The organism is uncultured Victivallis sp. (assembly GCA_944389935.1).
Classification (GTDB): Bacteria; Verrucomicrobiota; Lentisphaeria; order Victivallales; family Victivallaceae; genus Victivallis.
In genome coordinates, this window is the sequence record CALXOE010000043.1 from 12,252 (window position 1) to 35,139 (window position 22,888).

Annotated in this window: 17 protein-coding genes and 1 tRNA gene; 11 read left to right on the plus strand and 7 right to left on the minus strand. The window is 58.6% G+C overall.

The window, feature by feature from the left end:
• The first annotated feature begins 15 nt into the window (after positions 1-15).
• Positions 16-2,838, plus strand: a complete 2,823-nt coding sequence (locus tag Q0J85_RS12035) for a serine/threonine-protein kinase (protein WP_294481948.1) — start codon at positions 16-18, stop codon at positions 2,836-2,838.
• Positions 2,839-2,927: 89 nt separating this feature from the next.
• Here Q0J85_RS12035 and Q0J85_RS12040 read toward each other — a convergent pair whose 3' ends face one another.
• From Q0J85_RS12040 to Q0J85_RS12050, 3 genes are all read right to left on the minus strand, one after another.
• The gene (locus Q0J85_RS12040; protein WP_294481950.1) at positions 2,928-3,755 is read right to left on the minus strand and encodes a carbohydrate kinase; all 828 of its coding nucleotides are present in this window, start codon (positions 3,753-3,755) and stop codon (positions 2,928-2,930) included.
• 63 nt (positions 3,756-3,818) lie between these two features.
• On the minus strand, positions 3,819-4,850 hold the full coding sequence (locus Q0J85_RS12045) for a glycoside hydrolase family 32 protein (protein ID WP_294481952.1): 1,032 nt from the start codon (positions 4,848-4,850) through the stop codon (positions 3,819-3,821).
• A gap of 110 nt (positions 4,851-4,960) precedes the next feature.
• Entirely contained in the window at positions 4,961-5,833 is an 873-nt protein-coding gene (locus Q0J85_RS12050) for a helix-turn-helix transcriptional regulator (protein ID WP_294481954.1), read from the minus strand.
• Positions 5,834-6,510: 677 nt separating this feature from the next.
• On the opposite strand from Q0J85_RS12050, the gene Q0J85_RS12055 reads away from it, so the two are divergent.
• The 5 genes from Q0J85_RS12055 (at position 6,511) to Q0J85_RS12075 (ending at position 11,731) form a co-directional block, all read left to right on the plus strand.
• On the plus strand, positions 6,511-7,476 hold the full coding sequence (locus Q0J85_RS12055) for a CNNM domain-containing protein (protein WP_294481955.1): 966 nt from the start codon (positions 6,511-6,513) through the stop codon (positions 7,474-7,476).
• 368 nt (positions 7,477-7,844) lie between these two features.
• A complete protein-coding gene (locus Q0J85_RS12060) occupies positions 7,845-8,867 on the plus strand; it encodes an AAA family ATPase (RefSeq protein ID WP_294481956.1) in 1,023 nt (340 codons plus the stop codon).
• A gap of 18 nt (positions 8,868-8,885) precedes the next feature.
• Positions 8,886-9,770, plus strand: a complete 885-nt coding sequence (locus tag Q0J85_RS12065) for a DUF58 domain-containing protein (RefSeq protein WP_294481957.1) — start codon at positions 8,886-8,888, stop codon at positions 9,768-9,770.
• Positions 9,771-9,773: 3 nt separating this feature from the next.
• Positions 9,774-10,721 carry a hypothetical protein gene (locus Q0J85_RS12070; protein ID WP_294481959.1) on the plus strand — a complete coding sequence of 316 codons (948 nt, stop codon included), beginning with the start codon at positions 9,774-9,776 and terminating at the stop codon, positions 10,719-10,721.
• Complete coding sequence (locus Q0J85_RS12075; RefSeq protein ID WP_294481961.1) at positions 10,718-11,731, plus strand: VWA domain-containing protein; 1,014 nt, start codon at positions 10,718-10,720, stop codon at positions 11,729-11,731. The genes Q0J85_RS12070 and Q0J85_RS12075 overlap by 4 nt, the downstream gene beginning before the upstream one ends.
• A gap of 61 nt (positions 11,732-11,792) precedes the next feature.
• On the opposite strand, the gene Q0J85_RS12080 is transcribed toward Q0J85_RS12075, so the two are convergent.
• A complete protein-coding gene (locus Q0J85_RS12080; protein WP_294481962.1) occupies positions 11,793-13,013 on the minus strand; it encodes a substrate-binding domain-containing protein in 1,221 nt (406 codons plus the stop codon).
• Between the two features lie 190 nt (positions 13,014-13,203).
• Between Q0J85_RS12080 and Q0J85_RS12085 the strand changes: the two genes are divergently transcribed.
• From Q0J85_RS12085 to Q0J85_RS12100, 4 genes are all read left to right on the plus strand, one after another.
• Positions 13,204-13,935 carry a prepilin-type N-terminal cleavage/methylation domain-containing protein gene (locus Q0J85_RS12085; protein WP_294481964.1) on the plus strand — a complete coding sequence of 244 codons (732 nt, stop codon included), beginning with the start codon at positions 13,204-13,206 and terminating at the stop codon, positions 13,933-13,935.
• Between the two features lie 28 nt (positions 13,936-13,963).
• Entirely contained in the window at positions 13,964-15,859 is a 1,896-nt protein-coding gene (locus Q0J85_RS12090) for a glycosyl hydrolase (protein ID WP_294481966.1), read from the plus strand.
• Positions 15,860-15,979: 120 nt separating this feature from the next.
• Positions 15,980-17,023 (plus strand): hypothetical protein, encoded by a 1,044-nt coding sequence (locus Q0J85_RS12095; protein WP_294481967.1) that lies wholly within the window; start codon positions 15,980-15,982, stop codon positions 17,021-17,023.
• Between the two features lie 167 nt (positions 17,024-17,190).
• The gene (locus tag Q0J85_RS12100) at positions 17,191-18,375 is read left to right on the plus strand and encodes a nucleoside-diphosphate kinase (protein WP_294481969.1); all 1,185 of its coding nucleotides are present in this window, start codon (positions 17,191-17,193) and stop codon (positions 18,373-18,375) included.
• Between the two features lie 69 nt (positions 18,376-18,444).
• On the opposite strand, the gene Q0J85_RS12105 is transcribed toward Q0J85_RS12100, so the two are convergent.
• The 3 genes from Q0J85_RS12105 to Q0J85_RS12115 are packed head-to-tail and all read right to left on the minus strand — an operon-like array spanning position 18,445 to position 22,354.
• On the minus strand, positions 18,445-19,878 hold the full coding sequence (locus tag Q0J85_RS12105; protein ID WP_294481971.1) for a right-handed parallel beta-helix repeat-containing protein: 1,434 nt from the start codon (positions 19,876-19,878) through the stop codon (positions 18,445-18,447).
• Between the two features lie 23 nt (positions 19,879-19,901).
• Positions 19,902-21,176, minus strand: a complete 1,275-nt coding sequence (locus Q0J85_RS12110; RefSeq protein WP_294481973.1) for a prepilin-type N-terminal cleavage/methylation domain-containing protein — start codon at positions 21,174-21,176, stop codon at positions 19,902-19,904.
• Positions 21,173-22,354, minus strand: coding sequence for a substrate-binding domain-containing protein (locus Q0J85_RS12115; protein ID WP_294481975.1), 1,182 nt, complete (start codon positions 22,352-22,354; stop codon positions 21,173-21,175). The genes Q0J85_RS12110 and Q0J85_RS12115 overlap by 4 nt, the downstream gene beginning before the upstream one ends.
• A 318-nt stretch (positions 22,355-22,672) precedes the next feature.
• Here Q0J85_RS12115 and Q0J85_RS12120 point away from each other — a divergent pair.
• A tRNA-Glu gene (locus tag Q0J85_RS12120) sits at positions 22,673-22,748 on the plus strand.
• The last annotated feature ends 140 nt before the right edge of the window (positions 22,749-22,888 follow it).

The window sequence follows — 22,888 nt, forward strand, 5'->3', positions numbered from 1 at the left end:
GGAAAATGCAAAAAAGTGTTTGAGGCCGAAAAGCCGGAAGAGGGGAATCTGGTGAAATGCACCAACTGCGGGGAGATGGTGGAGTTTCCCGCGTCCCGCACCTCTCCCGGCGCAGTGATCGGCGGTTTCGTCATTGAGCGGGAACTCAGCAAGGGAGGAATGGGCGAAGTTTTCCTTGCGCGGCAGATTTCCCTGGACCGTCCGGTCGCCCTGAAGGTGCTTCAGGCGAAATTTCTGAACGACAAGGAGTATGTGGAGGCATTCTTCCGGGAGGCGCGTGCCGCAGGTCGTATCAATCACCCGAATGTCGTGCAGGCCTACGCCGTCGGGGAAGAAAACGGGATCTTCTATTTTGCCATGGAGTACATCCGGGGCAGGACGATGAAAGAGATCCTGAAAGAGAAGCATGTTCTCGACTTCACCACGGCGGCGAAAATCATCAAGGAGGTCGCCAGCGCGCTCGAATGCGCATGGCGCGATGAGAAACTCGTCCATCAGGACATCAAGCCGGACAACATCATGCTCGATGCGAACGGGTTCGCCAAGCTGGCGGATCTCGGGCTCGCCCGCGTGGCCGGAATCAACGACAAGGAGGCCTCCGAGGGCGATGAGGTGCTCGGTACTCCGCAGTATATCAGCCCGGAACAGCTCACCGGCGTCCCGACCGATGTCCGGAGCGATATCTACAGTCTCGGGGCGACTTTCTATCAGTTTGTGACTGGCCGGTTTCCCTATGTGGCCGACACGGCTGAAGAGATCGCCAAGATGCACGTGGCAGGCCATCTGCAGCCGCCGAAAGAGGTGAATCCGGAACTTCCGGATGAGCTCAATACAATCATCATGAAGATGATGGCGCGGAACATCGAGGACCGCTACCAGACGCCGGCTCCGCTCATCAAGGCGCTGGACATGTATCTCATGCATTCGCAGTCGGGAAACAATACGGTGCCGCGGTTGAATTTCCGTTTGCAGAAACCGGCAGGCGGTGTCGGTGCGAAAGTTCCGTTCGGAGGAAAGGGGCCCGGTGTGCCGGTAAAGTCCCCGTTCGGAGGGAAAGAGCCCGGTGCGGCACCGGTGAAATCCCCGTTCGGAGGAAAAGGGCTCGGTGCGACGCCGGTGAAATCCCCGTTCGGAGGGGCTCCGGCGGCGAAAGCTGCGGAAGCGGCAACTCCGGTAATGAAAGTTGCAGATGTTGCGAAACCGGCGGAAAAGCCCGCAGGAGCAGCAGCGAAACCGGTGGAAAAGCCCGCGGAAGCAGCCGTGAAACCGGCGGAAAAGCCCGCGGCAGAATCGATTCCGAAAGCGGTCCCCGCTGCGGAAGCAGCCGTGAAACCTGCTGCTCCCGTGGAGAGTGGAAAATCTCCTGCAAAATCCGATTCGGATGATGTTCTCGCGCTGAAAGTTGTTCCGAAACCGGAGAAAAAAGAGCCTCCGCCGCAGGAACCCGCTCCCGATGACAAGAAAGCAAAGGGAAAAGAGAAGAAGAAAGGGAAAGACGAGGAAGAAAAGAAACCGGGTGCGGTGAAAATCCTCGTATACATTGTCGTATCGATCATTCTCCTTGCGATTACGCTGGGATGTCTGGGCGGAGTATTTTATTTCCTCGCTTTGAAAGGGCAGCTGCCGGAATCGGTCAAGCCGTATGGCGACAAACTTGTTGCGCTTGTGAAAGGGGAACCGGTTGAACGAGAAGAGATTCTGCCGGGTGATCCTTTCTATGAGAAAGAGGAGAAGAAAGTTGAAGAAAAATCGCAAAGCACACAACCGGAGCCTCCTCCGAAACCACCTGAACCGCCGAAGCCGGTCACCCGGCCTGAATATCTGGCGGGAATTGAAAAACTGCTTCAAATGCGACGCAGCAATCCGGAAGATTATTCCGGTTTTCTGATCGGATCGGACGAGTTTTTCCGGAAATATCCGGCGGCACAGACTCCGGAGGAGAACGCGGCGTTGCAGTCGTATTTGCCGATTTACAATCTGATCGATGAACGTGGTCGCGTAGCGCCCGCGCGGGAAGCTGCCAGGGAGAAATTTCTCGCCGGGCTGAAAGCGCGTCACGATGCCGATGATGCGGCGAAGAGAGAAGCCGCCGAAAAACTTGAAGAGGAAAAGCGCCGCCAGGCTCAGGCCGAAGCCGAAGCCCGGAATGCGGCTGAAAAACGCAGACAGCAGGAAGCTGAGGATAGAGCGCAGGCGCAAGTACGTCTGGCGGAGATTCTTCCGAAGCTGAATCCGCTGCTGGGAGCGGCGGCTGAAGCGTTTTTCACGGCAGCCCGTACCGGGAATACGGCACCGTTTGATCAGGCGATCAGTGATCTGCAACTGTTTTCTCTGCCGGTGGGAAAAACTTCGGAGGAGCTGCAGCTCGTCAATCAGGTGAATGCATTCTGTATGGAATTACCTGCCGAACTGAAGAAGATCCGGGAGTTCTCCGCCCGTCTGGGGACGATTACGCCGGCGTCGAGTTTCTCCGTGGAGCTGCCGAGTCGTGATCTCGTCACTGTGGTCGGGATTTCCCCGGAGGGAGTGAATGCGGTCGACGGTTCCGGTAAGCGGGTTCCTTACGATCTGGCGGACAAGCGGCTTCATACACTGGTTGTCAACCGTCTGGAACGGCGCATGAAGCTTGACAAGCCGACGTTCTATCTGGATCTTCTGACCGGAACGTTTACCGACGAAACGGCGAAAGCAGCGGCCGGAAAAAGTTTCTGGAAAACATACTACAAGCCGTTTATGACGGAATATTTCCGGAAAGTTCTATCGCAGGCCTCCGCTCAAGAGCGGACGGAATTAGAAAAACGGTATGGGAATTTGCCGGAATTTCAGGCGGCGAAGTAACTTCGGCGGAAATCCGACCGCCGGATCGTGGTTGTTGGTGTGAACCGGAGAAAGCTCATTGCTTTCCCCGGTTTTTTTATGGAAAAAATTCAAAAAGCTCCGGGGAGGGCGGCAACCTGTGCCGCGAGTCGGTTTCCCTCTTCCGCAGCGGCTTTGAGGCCGCTTCCGGAGAGAAAATGGAACAGAAATCCCGCGCTGAATGCATCGCCCGCTCCGACCGTACTGACGACATGGGCAGGGCAGGCAGGGGCGTAGATGGTGTTGCCTGCGTTCCAGACTTCGCATCCTCGCGGACCGAGAGTCAGAATCACAGTATCGAGCCTGAATCGCTCCGCAAGGGCTTCGGGATGCGGTTCGATGTTGAAGAGTCGAGCGATGATTTCGAGCTCTTCATCGTTGAGTTTTGCAAGGTCCGACACGGCGAGGGACTCCTCTAGGATCGATTTTGAATAGAAATTCTGCCGCAGATTTACGTCACAGAATTTTTTGCATTCGAGGCCGGCGAGCAGAGTGCGGAGCGTCCCGCGTGAAACCTCACCGCGCTGTGCGAGTGTCCCGAAACAGAAAAGATCGGGAGTGACCGGTATGTCCGACGGCACCGGAATGAAATCCCAGGCACACTCCGGCAGAAAGCAATACGATGGGATTTTAGCCTTGTCGAGCGTGACGTTGACTCTGCCGGTCGGGTGCGATACCCGCGCGATCCGGCCGGTGTCGATCCCCTCGTCCGCGATTTTCCGGATTGCATCATCACCGGGCCGGTCCTGCCCCACGGCGGAGATGAGGGTCGTCTCCGCACCGAGACGGTGCAGGTGGACTGCGAGGTTCAGCGGGGCGCCGCCGAGTCGGGCATCCTGTTCAAACACATCAAACAGGATTTCGCCGAAGACGAGAATGTTCAAAGTAGGTTTCATCATGTTTTTCCGTGATATTCTGAGAAATAAATCTCTTGTTTTGAGCGGAAATAACGGGAAAATCCGTTATTTCCGGTGAAGTGACGGATCAAGTGGTTCAGTGGCGTACCGCAGGATGCACCGTTCTCCGTGGCTGATGAACGCCTCGACTGTCGCCGTATCTTCAACGACGAGGATCTCTTCGGCGGCCGGAAGTTCCACGCCGCGGATTGTGACCGGACGGTCGGGGGAAGAGAGAACGTAACTGCCGGGAACTTCCACGGCGGGATTCACGAGGATACGCTCCTCTTTCATCGTCAGTTCCACGGGAATGGACATCTGCTGGCTGAAGCCCTGTTCGCGGAAGATTCCTTTCCGATCGCGCAACCAGAATATGGCGATGCGCCGGTCACAGTTCGCAAAGGTCTGTCCGGCATAGGCGTCCCCCTCGAAGAGCGGCCGGGGAAAGGTCTCGGGCGTAAATGTCTCACCATCGAACCGGCCGATGGAGTAGACGCCGTTTCCGGCGAACAGAACCCAGCGCCCTCCGAGCTGGAACAGTTCCGGACACTCGTAAAAACCGTGAATCCGGCTGCGGAATGTCCAGTTTTTGAGATCGGACGAACGGTAAAAGGCGATGTGGTTGACCTCGTCGTAAACCGCGATGACATAGTGTCCCGGAGCATACTGAATGACACGCGGATCGCGTCCGTTGTGACGGATGACCGGATTGTGCTCATACTCCCGGAACGTCATGCCGCCGTCGAGACTGTAAGCGAGGCACTCCCCGCGGCCGGTCGAGGTGAAATAGACCAGCAGCGGGGGATTCTCCCGGGAACCGAATCCGGAGGCGTTTTCAGTATCGAGAATCGCGCTGCCCGAGAAGCAGAGGTCTTCGGAGCTTTTCGGTTTGAGAGCGACCGGAAGTTCTTTCCAGTGCAGCAGGTCGCTGCTTACGGCGTGTCCCCAGTGCATGTTTCCCCAGTCGGGCGCGGAGGGATTGTGCTGAAAGAACATGTGATAGTCGTTTCCGAGCCGGATCAAACCGTTCGGGTCGTTGAGCCATCCTTTCTGGACGGTGAGGTGGTATTCGGGCCGGGAAAATTTGTGCTGACTCATTGAGATTCCTCCGTTCTGAGAATGTTTCGTCTCTTATCAATTATAGCAGAAAATCGCGCCGAAACAACTGCGAAAAAGAGACGGAATGGTGCGATTTCAGCACATCACAGTTATTTATCATCGAAATATTCCTGATTTTCCCGATATTGTCCGGGGGATATGCCGGTCAACTTGCGGAACGCATGGTAAAAATAATGAACGTCACGGTGGCCGAGCATCCGGGCCGTATCCGCGATCGTTCCGCCGGAGCGGAAGAGCAGCTCCCGCGCACGATCGAGGTAGATGGAATTCAGAAACTCCTTGAGCGGGATTCCGATCCGGCGGCGGAAACTCCGGGAGAGGGCGCCGGGGGTCATATTCATCGCCTCGGCCAGTTCGGAAATCCGCAGCTGCGCGGGCGGCACCGTGTCGAGCAGGGCCAGCATCGGCCCGAATCCGGCGAAGAGTTCGCTGCGTTCGCACAGTGATTCAAGCAGCGGTTCCAAAAAGAGAGAGGCGGCCATGGCTGCCGCGTTCTGGACGGCCAGAGGATTTTCACTCAGCCAGGCCCGTTCGAGGGCTGCGGCCGTGGCGGCATCTTCCGCCCTGAGCACTCCCGGCGAGTCGAGGAAGACCGAGCGGCGCGTACGATCGACAAGCCGGAAGTGGGCATAGCAGAGTTGCGAACCCGGAAGATATCGGACGTCGAACGAATGTTCCGCATTCAGAAGATAAATCCCAGCCGCATCGAGTCGATGGAGGAGTCCGTCGATCCGGATTTCCGCCCCCGGCGAAACCGGCCCGCAGAAGTGGAACAGCCGGCAGAACGGGGGAGACGGATGGGTGAACCGGTACTCCCGTTCCCGCAGGTCGCATCCGGAATGGAAAATGTCCAGCTCAAGCGTAAGCCGGACAGCCCGGCAGGTCACTTCCAGCCGGGTTCGGTTCGGAATCCGGTCGAGATCGTGCTGCTCGGCCGCGCGTGATATCAGTACGGGATTCATGACCACTGTTTTCCTTTGCCGGGGTACAGTATACCACTTCCGGAGAGAAAAAGCAACCTTTCTTTGCGGAAACCGGAAAAAGTGCACTTGCATTCTTCCGGATCCGGAATATATTAGAAGAAGTCAGGAGGGATACTTTCAGTAGAACGGAACATTGCGGATTTGCGATCAAGCCCGGGCAGACGGCTGTCCGGTTCTTTCTGTTTTCCGTTTCTTTTTCCCTGCTGCTGCTTGCCGTTTGTTTCTTTTCCCTGATCTTCTGTGAGGGCGCTTTTGGCGATACGATTCTGCCGCGGGGGCGTGTTGAGAATGCGGAGATGTTTTCCGGAGGAGTTCGGAATCTGAAGCGGACTCTCCGCGAGGGAAAAATCCGCCCGCGCCAGACTCCATCCGGAAAGATTTCCCGTGATGCCGAGAGAGGACCTTCTTTCCAGCGGGGTGATCTCCCGGTTGCGTTTCCGGTGACGATGGATTTTCTGCCGATATTCTCCGTTCTGCGGGAAGTTCTGCTCAATGCGACGCCGGTTCGAGCCGGTCCTGTTTTGCCTGTCTGATTTGATTTTCTCCGCATTCGATCAATTCGCAGCGGCGCCGGGGCCCCGCAATCAGGCAAAATCCCGGAATCCTCGTCCGACCGGTTCGGGGGGATCGTTTTAATTTTAACAACAGGAATTTTTATGTTGACGTTGATCACCGCGGTGGCGGTAGCCATGGGTATCTCCTTTCTCTGTTCTGTGATGGAAGCGGCTCTTTTGAGCCTCAATCCCGGAAAACTCGCATTGATAAGCAAACGCCATCCGAGGCTCGGCAGAATCTGCGAGGGACTCAAGAGCGACATCGAGAAACCGATTGCGGTCATCCTGATTCTGAACACGGCTGCGCACACATTCGGCGCGGCGATCGCCGGGGCGCAGTTCGACAGCCTCTACGGGAGTGATTACATCTGGCTCTTCTCATTGATTTTTACGGTGCTGATGGTGCAGTACACGGAGATTCTGCCGAAGACGATCGGGGTTCGATTCAATGCGTTCGTGATGGCGCACACGGCGCGCATTCTGAAGTTTGCGATCGTGCTCATGACCCCGGTCATCTGGCTGGTCCACTTTATCAACCGTCCGTTCGAGGGAAAAGAACAGCCGGAACACGCCGGGAATGAGATGGAGGAAGAACTTGACGCCCTCGCCTCTATGGCGCGCCAGGCGAAGCACATCACGCCGACACAGGAGCAGGCGATTCAGGAGATTCCGGACCTGAAAGAGGACCGGATCTGTGAACTTATGGTGCCGCGGGCGGAGATGGTCTGTCTGCGCGAGAGCATGTCGCGCGACGAAGTGCTCGAGACTGCGCGCCGCAGTCCTCATTCGCGTTACCCGGTCGTTTCCGGGCGTGATCCGGAGTCGTTCTCGGGAGTTCTGGAGATCCGGCAGCTTCTGTTCAACGACGGCGACTGGCGCGGACTTCTGCGCCCCGCCCCGGTCGTTTCGGGCGATGAGTTTCAGCTTCTGCTTGCGGAGAATATCGAAAAACTCGACTCCCGGCTGCTGCTCGTGAAAGGAAAATCCTCCGAGATCATCGGTATGATCACCACGAATGATCTGCTCATGAAGCTGTTCCAGAAAGCGGAACCGGACACCGCGGCGTGACGTTTCCGCCGCGCGCATTGCCGCATTTCTTTTTTTACGGGACGGAGTGTGCGGACGCCCTCCCGGAAACGGCGGATTTCCCTTTGCGATTTTGAGGGAAAATCCGCCGTTTCATCATTTTCCCGTTATTTTTCCGTCACTTTTGTAATAAGTTGATTATCAATATATTTTCTCGATTATAACCCGATGGAGGCAGAATAGGCCCATTTTCATCCGTCATTTTTCCGTCAAATCGGGGTTTTGCACCATTTTGTGAAAAGTTCCATATAAAAATATGATTTCAGGGGTTGAAAAATTCTGTCAACCTTTTATGTTACCTCTAACAGGTTCACCGAGGACCGAAACAACCGAATAGAGGAGTTCAGTCAATGGAACAGAAAGATATCGAAAAATTCCAGGCCGAAGCGCAGATCTGCGCCCAGCCGCTTCAGCGGATTAAAACCGAGATGGGCCGCGTCATCGCCGGTCAGGAGAAACTCATCGACCGGCTGCTGCTCGCACTGGTCGCGGACGGCCATGTGCTGCTCGAGGGCGTGCCGGGGCTGGCGAAAACACTCGCAGTCAAAACGCTCGCGCAGACGCTTTCAGGCACGTTCGCCCGATTGCAGTTCACGCCCGACCTGCTTCCCGCCGACGTGATCGGCACGCGCATCTACAATGCCGAAACGCACGAATTCTCGACCCGCATCGGGCCGGTTTTCGCAAATATCGTCCTTGCGGACGAGATCAACCGCGCCCCTGCGAAAGTTCAGAGCGCATTGCTCGAAGCGATGCAGGAAAAACAGATCACGATCGCAGGCGAATGCTTCAAACTGCCGAAACCGTTCCTCGTAATGGCCACGCAGAACCCGATCGAACAGGAGGGCACCTATCCGCTGCCGGAGGCGCAGCTTGACCGGTTCATGTTCAAGCTCGAAGTCGGCTATCCCTCGCGCAGCGACGAAGCCGCCGTGATCGAACGCATGGCGCGGCCGGTTCCCGTAACCGACGTGTCGGCCGTTGCGACGCTCGACGATGTGCTGCGCGCGAGAACGATGCTCGAGAACGTCTATCTTGACGAGAAGATCGTGCAGTATATTCTCGACCTTGTCATTGCGACCCGGCCGGGCTGTCGCGCGGAGCTCTCCGACCGGCAGGCGGGAGCGAAACTCGGCGAACTCGACGGGCTGGTCAGTTTCGGTGCGTCGCCGCGTGCATCGATCGCGCTGGCGATTGCGGCCCGCGCTTCGGCGCTGCTCGCGGGCAGGGCGTATGTGCTGCCGCAGGATGTGAAAAACGTCGCGCCGGAGGTGCTGCGCCACCGGATCGTGCTCTCCTACGAAGCCGAGGCCGAGAACATCAATGCCGACGCAGTGATCGCCAAGCTCCTTTCCGAGCTGCGGACACCCTAGTCCGGGGAGGAGGTGCGCATGCTGCCGTCTGAAATTTCCAAACAGATCCGGCTGCTCGAAATCCGCACGAACCGCATGGTCGATGAAATCACCGGAGGTGCGTATCGCAGCGCCTTCAAGGGGCGCGGCATCGAATTCGAGGAGGTCCGGGAGTACACCGTCGAGGACGACGTCCGCGATATCGACTGGAACGTGTCGGCGCGGATGGGTGTCCCGTATGTGAAGAAGTATGTCGAGGAGCGCGAACTCTCCGTGCTGCTGCTGGTCGACGTCTCCGCCTCCGGCGTGTTCGGGTCGGCGGAGCGGAACAAGCGGCAGACCGCCGCGGAGCTCGCGGCGATCCTCGCGTTCAGCGCCGCCCGCAACGGCGACAAGGTCGGGCTGCTGATGTTCAGCGACCGGATCGAACTCTATGTTCCCCCGAAATCGGGGCGCAGCCATACGCTGCGGCTGATCCGGGAGATGCTCGCGTTTGAGCCCGTGTCGAAAGGGACGAACATCGACCTCGCGTTGCGCGAGAGCGCTCAACTGCTGAAAAAACGCAGCGTCGTTTTTCTGCTGAGCGACCTGATTGACGCTCAGAATTTCGAGATGAGCTTGAAGATTCTGAACCGCAAGCACGACGTGATCGTGGCCGGGATCGTCGATCCCACCGAAAAACGGTGGCCGTCGCTTCTGCCGGTTATGGTCGAAGATGCCGAGACCGGCCGCCAGATCCGGTTCGGGGGCGGGAAACGGGCGCTGAAAAAACTCGATGAAGCGTTCGATGCCGCCCGGCGCGCGCGCCGGGAGGTATGCCGCCGTGCGCGTGTCGACCTTGTGGAAATCGGAAACAATCGGGATGTGCTGCTGCCGATGGTGGAGTTCTTTTCCCGACGGCGTCGCCAGGCGGGGAGGGGGTGAACCATGAAACAGTGGAAATGGATCTTTACTGCGATCGTCGCGGCAGTGATTCTGCTGCCGCTGCTGGTCTACGGGACCGGTTGGTTGCTCAGTTTCCGGGAAACGGCTGAATTTGAGCTGCCTGCTGAAGCGGTTCTCGCCAGGGCCGGAGAGATCGAAGTCGGCACCCCCGTCGCCGGGAGTGTGGAGTTCACGCTGCCGCTCTGCCGCTCGGTCGACAGTGCGGAGCTCAAACCCGGAGAGGGTTCGCTCGCGGTCGGGAGTGTCCGCATCGAGCGGTCCGGGTGGCGTTTCACGCGCCGGACGTGGCGGATCTCGTTCGAGCTGTGCGCGCTGCGCGATGGAGCGGTCAAGGGGGGAGTTCTGGAGTTGGAACTCTCCGGAAATCCGCCGGTACGTGGAGAAGTTGAGATCCCGGGTTTCACCGCCGTTCTTACGCCTCCGGAACCGGGGACGGAGCTGGAGCTGGCCGGCGCGCTCGAACTGCCGCAGAAGTCGAACCGGATCTGGTGGATCGCTGGCGGAGCAGTCGCCGCGGTCGTCGCGATCGTACTGTTGCTGCTGCGCCGTCGCCGTTCACGCGGTTTGTCGCTGCAGGAACGCACGCTCGGGCTCCTGACGGCGCTCGGGCTTGAGTTGAGCAGCAGACGGATTTCGGTCGAAGAGGGGATCGCGCGGCTGAGCGATCTTGTGCGGGGTTATCTTGAGGAGCGGTTCGGTATTCCGGTTTCGACCCGTACCACGCCGGAGTTTCTGGCCGATCTCGATCGGGACGATTCCGTGCTGCCGGATTCGGAGCGGCTGTTTCTGCGGGAATTTCTCGAATCGGCCGACCGTGTGAAATTCGCGGCGCTGACGCCGGAGGCGGGGTTGTTTGAACAGGCGCTCGAGAGTGCCCGGAAACTGGTCGAGTCGACCCGTCCCGCCGATTCGGAAGGAGGTGCGAAATGATCGAATTTGCTTATCCCTGGCTGCTGCTGCTCCTGCTGTTGCTGCCGCTGATCGGGGTCTACTGCGTCTACCGCCAGAAACAGCCGTCGATCACGGTTTCGACGGTGGCGCCGTTTGAGTCGGTCCGGGCGGCGCGGCGGCCGGGAATCCCGCTCACGTGCATGCTGCTGGCGCTCGGGGTGACGATCGTTGCGCTCGCGCGTCCGCGTATCGGGAACGAGAAGTTTCTGATCCGTTCGCAGGGGATCGACATCGTACTGGCGATCGACCTCTCCGGCAGTATGGCGGCGTACGACGTTCCGCCGGAGATTCGATCGGGTCGCCAGCTTGTGAACGCGATCAAGGACGGCAGTTTGAAGAACCGGCTCGACGTTGCGAAAGATGAGATTCGCAAATTCATCGAGGCCCGCCCGAACGACCGGATCGGTCTGGTCGGATTTGCGGAGGCGGCCTACAATCTCGCGCCGCCGACGCTCGATCATGCGTGGCTCTTCTCGCATCTGAAGAGTCTGGAGCCGGGAGTGCTTGGTGATTTGACCGGAATCGCCTCGGCGCTCGGAACCGGTGTGAGCCGACTGAAAGACTCGGACGCACCGCGCCGTGTGCTCGTGCTCTTCACGGACGGCGCGAACACCGCGCGGAACCGGCTTACGCCGGAGCAGGCCGCGGAACTTGCGAAGAAGTTCAACGTCGTCATTCACACGGTCGGGATCGGCAGCGACAACGCGGTCGGCGTTTTCGGCGGGATGATTCAGCGCCAGGAGGGGAGTTTCGATGAGAAACTCCTGCAGGAACTCGCGAACATCACGGGCGGGCGCTACTTCCGCGCCGCCGACGCCGAGGGAATGAAACAGGTGATGGAGGAGATCAACCGGCTCGAAAAAACCGTCGTCGAACAGCCGAAATACACAGAGTATCGGGAATTTGCGCCGCGTCTCGCGCTGGTGGCGCTGGCGCTGATGGCATTCGCGTATCTGACGCAGTGCACGTGGCGGCTCCGGTTGCCGTGAAAAAATTCCGTGGATTCTCATGTTCCCGCAGAAAGCAGAGATGTTTCCTGCGGGTTTTTGTTTATTTTGCGGAGGCTGCCGGCAGATAGCGTTGATTCCGGGAGTGGGGATTTGCGCTATTTTCCAGCGCGACGAGGTGTTTTTTCACGAGAACTCCCAGACACTTCCGGAAGTTGCCGTTTTCCGGGGAGATCCCGAGACTGGCGGCCAGTTCGCGGCGCGACATCGGGCGTTCCGACAAAGCGGAGAGGATTTTTTTCTGGATCATCGTTTTCCCGGGGGCGGCAACCGATGCTTTTTCCGATGCTGAAATGTCAAAAATGCTTTTCCGATCGATGAATTTCGACGGGACGGAGATGGTTCTGGCGGGGAGTTTTCGGAACATCATTTCGTAGAGCAGCGAAACCGCCTCCCGCGCGGCCGCCTGATAGTCGTGACAGATGGTGCTGCGGGGCGGACGGAGCGCTTCCGAGATGATGGGGCACTCCCAGGATACGATGGAGAGATCCTCCGGAATCCGGACGTGAAGTTTGTGCAGAAAAATCTCCAGCCGGATGCTGGTCATTTCGTTCGGAACCAGGACGGCGGTGATGTTTCTTGCGAGAATGCTGCGCAGATTTTTTTCCAGAGTGTCGTCCGATCCGAAGAACATGAGTTCGTCGAGCACTTCGACGCCGTGAGCTCGCATGGCCGACTCATAATGGAACATCCGGCGGGAGCCTTTGATGCTCTCCGCCCGACGGGTTTCGCTGCTCAGATAGGCGATTCTGCGGTGGCCGCGGCGCCAGAAGCAATCGATGGCTTCCCGGGTGGCTTCCCCGGTGTCGATGACGACCGCTCCGATTTCGTTATCGGAGTTGACGGCCTGATTGATGTTCACGAGCGGAATTCCGAAAGTGTCGTACCATCGGGAGGAGATGTCGAGCTGGGAGGTGGAGTAATTGATCGCTCCCTGGATGACGCGGTCGTTGAGCAGCTTCAGATCCTGGACGGAGACCAGTTCGACATGGCCGCCGCGCCGGGTGATCTCCGTGTAGATCAGCGAAAAGAGCGAGCTGTAATAGCCGTATCCGATGGCATCCCCGGGAAAGAAATCTCCGATCACGGCGATGGTGGGATTTTTCAGGTCATGGGGCAGTGTAAATCCGGTTTTCCGGGCGATCTCCAGAATGGTGCTGCGGGTCTGAACCTCGACCAGGGGGGAGTTGTTGAGCGCCCTCGATACGGTCGCGGGGGAGACTCCGGCCATGGCGGCGATTTTCCGGGCGGTGATCTTTTTCATGCGCGCACCTTTTGTTTCAATTTATTTCATAATATATCCGGTTTCCTGATTGTTTTCAAATCCGGTTTCAGGTATAATTATAACAGCACGGATCATAAAAACAACGGAAAGGCGGCGATCAATGAGATTCAAACTTTCATTACAATATCCCGGAAAGAGCCGGGAAAAACTTTATTTCGGGAGGTCGATCATGAAGAGTGCGGTCAAATTCACACTGATTGAGTTGCTGGTCGTGATTGCGATCATCGCGATTCTGGCGGCGATGCTGCTGCCGGCGCTGAATCAGGCGCGGGAACGGGGCAAAGCGTCCAAATGCGTGAACAATCAGAAACAGGTGGTCGCAGCCCAGATGCTGTATGCGGGGGATTACAACGACTATTTCGTGACCGTTGCGAACGAAGATCCCCGGTGGAGCTGGTTTGTTCTGCTCGCGATAAAAGGGGAGGTTCCCGATTATGAGCACCATGCACTGTCGTACCTGACGATCCGGGCGATGCAGTGCCCGAGCGCTCCGCCGTGGGCTTACAACCCCACCAACAGTTACGCCACCGCCTATGTCGGAATGTACGGCATGCTCTGGATGAAACCCGCCCCGTATCTTGGAAGAGAGACCTATGCGGATTTCGCAGAAATCATTCCGAGTTCCACACCCCCGTACTTCATTAAAATCTCCCGGGTTCGCCGACCGTCGGAGCTGCCGGTTCTGGCGGACAATTCGAACTGCTGGAACAAGACGAACGAGAGCAGAGGATATGTGACCCCGGACGGCGAGGAGGCCGGGCTCCCCTCTCTGCGCCACCAGAACCGCTGCACTCTGACGATGGGGGACGGCCATGTCGACTCCCGTTCCGCAACGGAACTGTGGAATCAGCCGTTCAAGATGAAGGCGTGCACGGCCGACGGCATTGTACTCTCCTACTGACTGGGCCAATATGAAAACGGAAATTGAGATGAAATCATTTTTTGCCACTTTTCTGCTGAGTGCGGGGTTCTGTCTTGCCACCCTCCCCGGAGGTGCGGCGGAGGAGGCGCGCCTCGTCGACGAACCGTACGGGGTCTGCTGCCACGTGACCCGGGGAGAGAAATGGGATGCTCCGAAACTTTATCCGCTGATGCGGGAGGCGGGCGTCTCCATGGTCCGCTCCGACTGGGACTGGCGCTATCAGGAAGACGCTCCCGGGAAATTCAATCCGAAATACGATCTCCTGATCGAAAACATCTTCCGGGGCGGAATGGATTTTCTGCCGATCCTCCCTGGCAATCAGCCGAAGTTCGGGCAATGGGCCTGGAATCATCTGGACGATTTCGGGCGGTTTGTGCGCCGGAACGCGGAAAAGTACGGGAAGCAGATCCGCTATTGGGAGTTCTGCAACGAACCGAACTCCGGCGGAGCATGGAATCCGACTGCGGAGGAGTACGCCCCGCTGCTGGAACGGGCCTGGCGGGAGCTGAAAACGGTCGATCCGGAGCTGCAGGTCGTCTACGCCGGACTGGCGGGGGTTCCGGTCGACTGGGTTGAAAAGACCTTCAAACGCGGCGCCCACCGCCACTTCGATGTGATGAACGTCCACCCGTACTGTTCCGTTCCGGAGCAGATGCCCCAGTTGCTTCAGCCGCTTCAGGAGCTGATGAAACAGTACGGCGTCGGCGACAAGCCGGTCTGGATTTCGGAGGTCGGCTGGAGCGCCACCCCGACCCCGGCGTTCTACCTCGACATCCTGCCGGAAGCGGTGAGAACGCTCGGGCTCGAACCCGCGGACATCAGAATCGCGCTGGTCTGCGACGCCAAACGGGGATTCATTCAGGGGATGGACAACTTTTCGGCGGAGAACTTCCCGGAGTTCGCCGGGATTCACCGGATCTCGCTCGAAGAGCTCAAGACTCTCGATCCGAAGGAGTTTCCGGTGCTGATTCCGGCCCGGCACGAGAAGTTCGTTCTGGCGTACATTCCGGAGCTGGTCCGCTACGTCCGGGACGGCGGGACCCTCGTGCTCCCCTCCGGGCTGCCGTTCTATTTCGACATGCAGCTCGACGGAAAGGGCGGCTGCCGCGAAGTTCAGGTCAACGATAAGTACATGGCCGACTTCCACATCGGCTGGGACGCCTGGTGGACCAATCCGGCCGTGCCCAAGGCTGAAACCAATCAGCGGCCCGCCGCCGCATTCCGGGAGAAGTTCCGCTGGAGCGACAAGGATTCGACCCGCGCCGGACGTTTTCTGAGCACGCGCAATCTGAAACCCGGCGACCGGTTCATCCCGCTGCTCGAAGCCGACGGCGAAAACGGTACGTTCCCGCTGGCCGGCATCTACCGGCTCAACAGCGATCTCAAGGGCAACGTCATCATGATGACCGGAGCGAACATCTATCACACGAATCGGGAAAAGCAGGGGGAGTTTCTGCCGCGCGCTTATCTCTGCGGGTTTGCGGCGGGAGCGGAGCGCATCTTCTGGTACTGTTTCCGGGACACCGGCCGCGCCCGGAACCATTTCGAGTCGCACTTCGGACTTCTCGACCGCGACAACCGGCCGAAATTCGCGTATCAGGCGCTGAAAACGCTGACCCGGCTGCTGCCCGGCGGGTCGACCGTTCCCCGGCTCACCACGCGGAACGATGTCTACCTCGCAACCTGGACCCGGCCGGACCATACGCGGGTCTGGGCGCTCTGGAGCGCGTACAACCGGCAGGAGGGGGCTCCGGTCACCCTCAGAATCGACGGGGACGTCACCGCCGCGATGAATCATCTCGGAGAAACGCGCCCCGCTCCGAACTCCGGCGAAAAAGTGACGGCCACCGGCTCGATCCTCTATCTCGTCGGCCCGGAAAGCGTCACGTTCTCCGGAGAGTGAGGCGGAGTCTTCTGCTCCGGACCGGAATGGCCGTGAAACAGAACAGCAGGAATTTCATCGGCGGGGGGATCGGTTTCCTCCGCCTTGTATTGTGGAATCACAGAAAGTAGAGAGTTTTCCATGGATCGAATTTTTTTCAAGGGCGTGAATTTCGGCTTTTACGCGCGGAACGGGTATTACTCCTCGCCGGAGGGAGTGCGGCAGATCGACAAAATCGCCGCGCTCGGCACTCCGTGGGTCTGCCTGATCTCAACCGTCATGCAGGAGACGTTCGTCTCCACCCGGCAGTTCCGCGATTTCCGCATCACCCCCTCCGACGACGAGCTGATTCAGACGATCGACCGCTTTCACAAGCGCGGCGTCAAGGTCATGCTCCGCCCCATGATCGAGTGCTGGGACGGTCTTCAGCGTGTTCACCTCGCCCCGTTCCCCGACGACGGCGTGATCATCCCCGGCAAACCGTTCCACTACTGGCAGCTCTGGTTCGAGAGCTATCTCGATCTGACCCGCCACTACGCCGGAATGGCCGAACGCACCGGCTGCGAAGCCTACGGACTCGACAGCGAACTCAACCACACGCTTCCGCAGTCCGCCCACTGGCTGCACATCATCGAGGAAACCCGGAAAATTTACCACGGACACCTGACCTCGTCTTTCTCCGATTGCGCCCTGTTCGATTTCGCCGACCGGCTCGCCGCCGATCCGAACTGCTGGCTCTTTGCGCTCGACTCGCTCGGGTGCAGCAACTACGACCCCGCCACAAAGAAAATCGGCGCAACCGTGCAGGAGATGATGGAGGGACTCAAACCCCATCTCGAACGCAACCGCCGCTTCGCCCGGATCTACGGAAAACCCTTCTACATGGGAGAATGCGGCTGCGCTTCGACCTCCGGTGCCGCCCGGCTCCCCTATTTCTGGGAGAACGAGGGCGGATACGACGGTCAGGAGCAGTCGAACTACCTCGAAGCGGTCATCCGCCTCTTCGGCCGCGAACCGTGGTGGAACGGCATGCTGCTCTGGAAATGGGACGAGCAGAACGACCGCCCCTCCATGCGCAGCGATCCCGCCGGAGACAAGGGGTTCACGGTCGACGGCAAGCCCGCGGCGGAACTGTTGAGCCGCTGGTTCCGCGATGAGCTCGACCTCTCCGCCGATCCGGCCTGATTCCCGTTCCCTCGCGCGCACTTTTTCTCCGGGAAACCCCGTTTCCGATTTGCCGAATGCGGAAAATGGTGGTATATTATTGGATCACCGTTATTTGCAGGCAACTTCCGGGACGGGAATTCCGGAGGTGCTTTTGTTTTTCCGCGAGAAATGGGAAGGGAATCGTCATGGCAATCGAAGTATCGTATATCATCATCACGCCCTACAGTCTTCTGAAATCCCGCACTGGCGGTATCATCGCGCGATTGATGTCCCGGACCGATCTTGAATTCATCGGTGCGCAGGTGCTGGCGTTCACCCCGGAAGTGACCGAACAGTACGCGCGGAGTCTCGAGGCGATGGAGGATGCGAAAGAGACCGGCAAGATGCTCGCCGACTATGTGCGCGAAAACTTCCCCCCGCGCGAGGACGGACGCAAGGAGCGCACGCTCATGCTGCTCTTCCGCGGCGAGGACGCCTGCCGCAAACTCACGGAAATCACCGGCCGCCTCTCCCCCCATTCCCCGAAGAGCATCAGCGCCGGAGAGACGCTGCGCGACACCTACGCCGATGTGGTCGAGGACAAGGAAAATCCCGCGATCGTCCGCTATTTCGAGCCGGCGGTTCTGACTCCGCCGAACCGGCGGGAGGCGCTGACCAAACTTAAAATCTTCGCGGATTTCGCGGCATCGGCGCCGAATCTCATCGACAATTCGCTCGGCTCCGGGCCGAATGATGAGCGTACGCTGGTCATCATCAAGCCGGACAACTGGCGCTGTCCCTCGAGCCGCCCCGGCAACATTATCGACATGCTCAGCCGCACCGGACTGCGCATCGTCGGCTGCAAGGTGCACCGCATGAGCGTCAATGACGCGCTCGAGTTCTACGGCTCGGTTCAGAATGCGCTGCGCAGCAAGCTCGCCCCGAAGATCGCCGCACAGGCGAAAGAGCTCTTCGAGGAGAAGTTCGGCATCACGCTGCCGGAAAATTCGGTTGAGAGTCTGACGCAGTCGGTCGGTATTCCGTTCGCCGATGACCAGTTCTCACAGCTGATCGAGTTCATGTCCGGCCGCCGTCCCGAAGAGTGCACCGAGGAGGAGAAGAAACTCCAGAACGCGCAGGCGAAGTGCCTCGTCCTCATCTATGAGGGGCCGAATGCGATTGCGAAGATCCGTTCCGTGCTCGGGCCGACCGATCCCTCGAAAGCGCCCGGCGGCACGGTTCGCCGCGATTTCGGCAGCAACGTCATGGTCAATACGGCCCACGCCTCCGACGCGCCCGCAAGCGTCGAGCGCGAGATGAAAATCATCCGGATCAATCAGAACTCCATGGCCGCCCGCATCAGCGAGTATCTTGAAGAAGTCGGCTGCTGAATGGTATAAAAGAGAAAAAACCGGGAGTGCCGCGAGAATCGGCCTCCCGGTTTGTTTTTCCGGTGCGGATTATTCCGCCGGGGGCGCCGCGGGTCCCTCGAACACGGTACGGCTGCACGACTTGCCGATCCCCTGCACCGGAGAGAGCCCGTTCGGCGCGGCACTCCCCGCAGAGAAGTTGCCGCGAATGAGCGCATGATCGAGACCGTCCGCCCAGATGTCGCGGACAAATTTGTGGTTGCCCGTGTTGTTTTCCGCCAGGAAATTGTTCGTGATGACCAGGTTGGTGACTTTCCGGGCTGCGCTCCCGGTGACGTAGATGCCGTCGCGGTTCATCCGCTTGATGAAGTTATCGGCAATGAGCAGATTGTCCGATCCTGCATATTCCGGCACGGTCGTGCTGCTGGCGTATATCTGCTTCATGAGTTCTTCGGGGAGTTTCTTCTCCGGCGTGGCGTAATGGGCCGGGCTGTCGATCTGAATTCCGCGCGAACACTCCGAAATCTGATTGCCCGTGACCGTCACATCGACCGCCGCGACCAGCTGAATGCCGGAGCCGCCGTTCCGCGCCCCCGAGATGATGTTGTCCGCGATCAGCAGATTGCTGTTGGTCTGCACATGAATTCCCGAACGGGTGCCGCGCGAATCGTAAAAATCATACCCGTATTTCTCCGCTGTCCCGACGTTGCTGATCCGGTTGGACGTGATCTGGATCTTCTCCGAAATCCACCCCTCGCGCGAACAGATGATTCCGGCCTTTCCCGTGTTGAAAATCACATTCCCCGTGATCGTCAGCCCTCCGCCCGATGCGCAGATCCCCCGCGCCGGCGTGTTCGAGATGATGTTTCCCGTGATGAGCACGTTCTCGTTGCGCGGCAGCTGGTTCCACGGCGCCTTGTCGTGGTAGCTCACCACCCCGATCCCGTCGTCCCCGTTGAAATCGATCGTGTTGTTCGCAATGATAACCCCCCGTGAATAGCGCGAAATGTGAATCCCGTCCGCCCACTGATGATGAATGAAACAGTTCGTGATCCGGATATTCGCAACGTTCATCGTCCAGACCGCGACCGACGGCGACTTTGAAATGTCGCATTCGTCGATCAGAATGTTTTCCGTGTTCTTGCACGAGATCAGCCCGTGCACCGCACTCCGGGAGGTCGCATTGGAGGTGATCGTCAAATTTCGGATGGTGATCGATTTCCCGGTCACATCGATCTTGTTCATGGCGCGATTCTTCACCGGCTTATGGTCGAAGAGCAGCGTTCCGCCGCCGTCCACCGTGATCCGGTCGGTCTTGAGCGAAACATCCCCCGTCAGAAAATAGGTCCCCGAGGGAAAACGCAGCGTGTCGCCGGGCTTGAGCGCCTCAACGGCTTTCGACACCGCCGCCAGATCGTCGGCCTTGCCGTCCCCTTTCGCCCCGAATGCCGTCACTTCGACCACCGCCCCGAAAAGCACCGGTCCGGTCAAGGCACAGAAAATAGTCAGTGGAAGTTTCATCATCGTCTCTCTCTCTCTTTATTTATTTACAAGACTTTGTCGAGCCACTTGTTGACGTTGTACCGCAGCGGGGTGTCCTGTGTTGACAGCGCATGTCCGTCGGCAAACGCGACGTTGGTCATCCCCCCGTGCCGGATGATGCAGCGGCCGTTGTTATAAAGGTAGCTCGGCGGGTTGGCTTTATACAAATTCCCCTCCGCACTGGATCCGTCCGGATGCGACGGCGTATCCCCGCAGGTGATCGTCTGACTCGCTTTCGTCACCCGTGAAATCTTCGTCGAACTCCCGTAGGCCGCCACCGGAGACGCCGGGCCGATTCCCGGAAAAAATGTGAAATTCGTGATCGCCGGACACGCCAGTATCCCCGCCTTGGCACATCCCGAGTTCTTGTCGCGCCACGCCGGAACCGTGATGAGCTTCGATTTCTCCAGCAGATTCGCCCACCAGAGCCCGTTCGAGACGTTCCCCACCAGATTGTACGGCGGAAAATACCCCTCGTTCTCTTCCGTGTAGAGGAGAAGCGCCGTCCCCACCTCCCGCACCTGCCCGAGGCATTTCGTCGTCTTTGCCCGCGTACGCGCCTGATTCAATGCCGGCAGCAGCATGCTTGCCAGAATCGCAATGATCGCAATCACCACGAGGAGCTCTATGAGCGTAAATGCCGCCTTTTTCGTCGCATGGTCGTGGGCTTCAGGCGTCGCATGGTCGTGGGCTTTGACCGTTGCAGGCTCGTGGGAGGCAGGGGGCGTGTCCGCCGCCCCCCGCACCCCCTGCGTCCGGCAAGGTGCCGGTGCCGCGTACGGGTCGGAGTCGGACTCGGCTGCGGTCGGCCGGCACGAGGAGAAAGAGCCGCAAAAACGCGAACGGCTCTTCCCGCTTTTCTGCGGAAAGACCCATTCGCGTTTTTGCTCCACTTCGCCGCTTGCCGAGCGGAGACTCCGTTGCGCGGCGATGATTGGCTGATGGAGTGTTTGACGGATGGTTGGTACGGGGAGAGACGCGCTCTTGCGAGCCGCTTTCTCTCCCCCGAACCCCTCTCTTGTACTGCCGGGCGCAGGAACGGGTTGCGGGGCGGGAACGGAGCGGGAAGTTTGGGCGTGAGACGCTTTCTCTCCCCCGAACCCCTCTCTTGTACTGCCGGGCGCTGGAGTGTGTTGTGTGGCGATGTCGGGGCGGGGAGAATGGTTGTTTTCTCCCCCGAGTCCATCTTTTGTACCGCCGGACGTTGCAGCGAGGAGGGAGTGCCCGGATTGACAAGATTTTACCATCTGCGGTTCAATCAATGTAAAACATCTGCTCATTTGATTGCTCCATTCTCCTGTTGAAGTTGAAGTCGAATTCGTTCCATGATTGCGGCCGCGTTTTCCCTGCCGACCCGCCGGGCGCCGCCGCAGCTCTCGCGAATGATGATCGGCTGCCAGATCGGCGTATCCCGCTGCGCCGAGTTTCCCGCCGCGAGCGCCAGCGCGCAGTCGATCATCGAGCCGGTCACGTAATCGTAGGGAAACACCACCGAAGAGAGCGCCGGATTCGTCGCTGTCGCCAGAGAGGTGTCCCCGAGCCCGATCAGTGCGATTTCGTCGGGAATCCGCCAGTTGCGGCGGCGGGCGGCATCGATCAGCCGCGACGCGATCTCGTCGTCGTAACAGATCACCGCCAGATCTCCCCGGAGTTCTTCCACGCCGGAGAAGAACCGGTCGAGCGCGTCCGACCGCCGTTCCGCCACGGAAAGACGGATCGGAATCCCCGCTTCGGCGCATCGCCGCACATATGGGGAGATTTGAAAGGAAACCGTCCTGACCGCTTCATCCCCCGGCAGGAGCAGAACGATGTTGTGGAATCCGAGCTCCCGGAAATAGAGGAACTCCGCCTCGACCGCACGCCCCGCGGAAACTCCGAAGATCTCCGGACTTTCGTAACAATACGCCTCCAGTCCGGGAAAAGGCGTTCCGACGACGAACGGCATCCGGTAACGGTCAATGCACCCGGCGATCTCGTCGATGTTGTCATCGGAACGCAGCAGCGGCAGCAGAACCGCGAGGCAGCCGCGCACGGCGATCCGGTCGAAGATTCGTTCGGGACGGCTGAAACTCGTGACCGTGTGAAGCTCGAGGTTCAGATTGCGTTTTTCCGCTTGTTCGTGGAGACTGGCGATGAATTGTGAATCGTTCGGCAGCATCGGCGGATGGCAGATGACCGCCAGTACGCTTTCTGCTCCGGGCGGTATCGGCGTCGAAAGAGTTCGACTGCCGGCGCGCACAAAAACGCCCGATCCGGTCCGGCTCTCGAGGAGCGAGTCGTTGATGAGGGATTCGAGTCCTTTCCGGACGGTGTGATAGTTGCAGCCGAACCGGACGGCGAGTTCCCGGATTGGCGGCAGCCGGTCTCCCACGGCGAGTTCCCCGTGTGTCAGCATCGTTTCGATGGCGCTGCGCACCCGTTGATAGGCGAATTTCCCGGACTCCGCGTAGTGATTCATAAGATCCGATCCTCAGGTTTTCTATATAAATTATGATGGAAAAGAGAGATATCTGCAACATTTTCTCTGATTTTTCCGGAAAAAAAGCGGAAAAATGATCTCGTTTTGGACAAGTGATCTAGGATTGATCTATTTTCAGCCTCGCAACCCCCGGGTTGTACGTCTGTATCGAGAAATGGAGAGCCATTACCGTTGCGGAGAGCAAAAGAGCGGAGAAAACCAAAAAAGACAAAGTTTTTCAGAAAAAAAGTGAAAATCTTTCTTTCGCAGACTTGCAAAAGTTTGAATAGATTGTATATTAAGAAACACTTTTCAGGCGTCCCTATCGTCTAGAGGCCTAGGACACCGGGTTTTCATCCCGGCAACTCGGGTTCGAATCCCGATGGGGATGCCACTTTTATTTTCCCCCTCAAACATTCTCGCGAGAATGCGTCTTTTTTCCCGCTACGGCATAATCTGGGGTCACATTTGGGGTCACAAATGCCCAGAGGAGGGAACCCATTCCGATGGTCACGTGTATAATGATGAAACGAG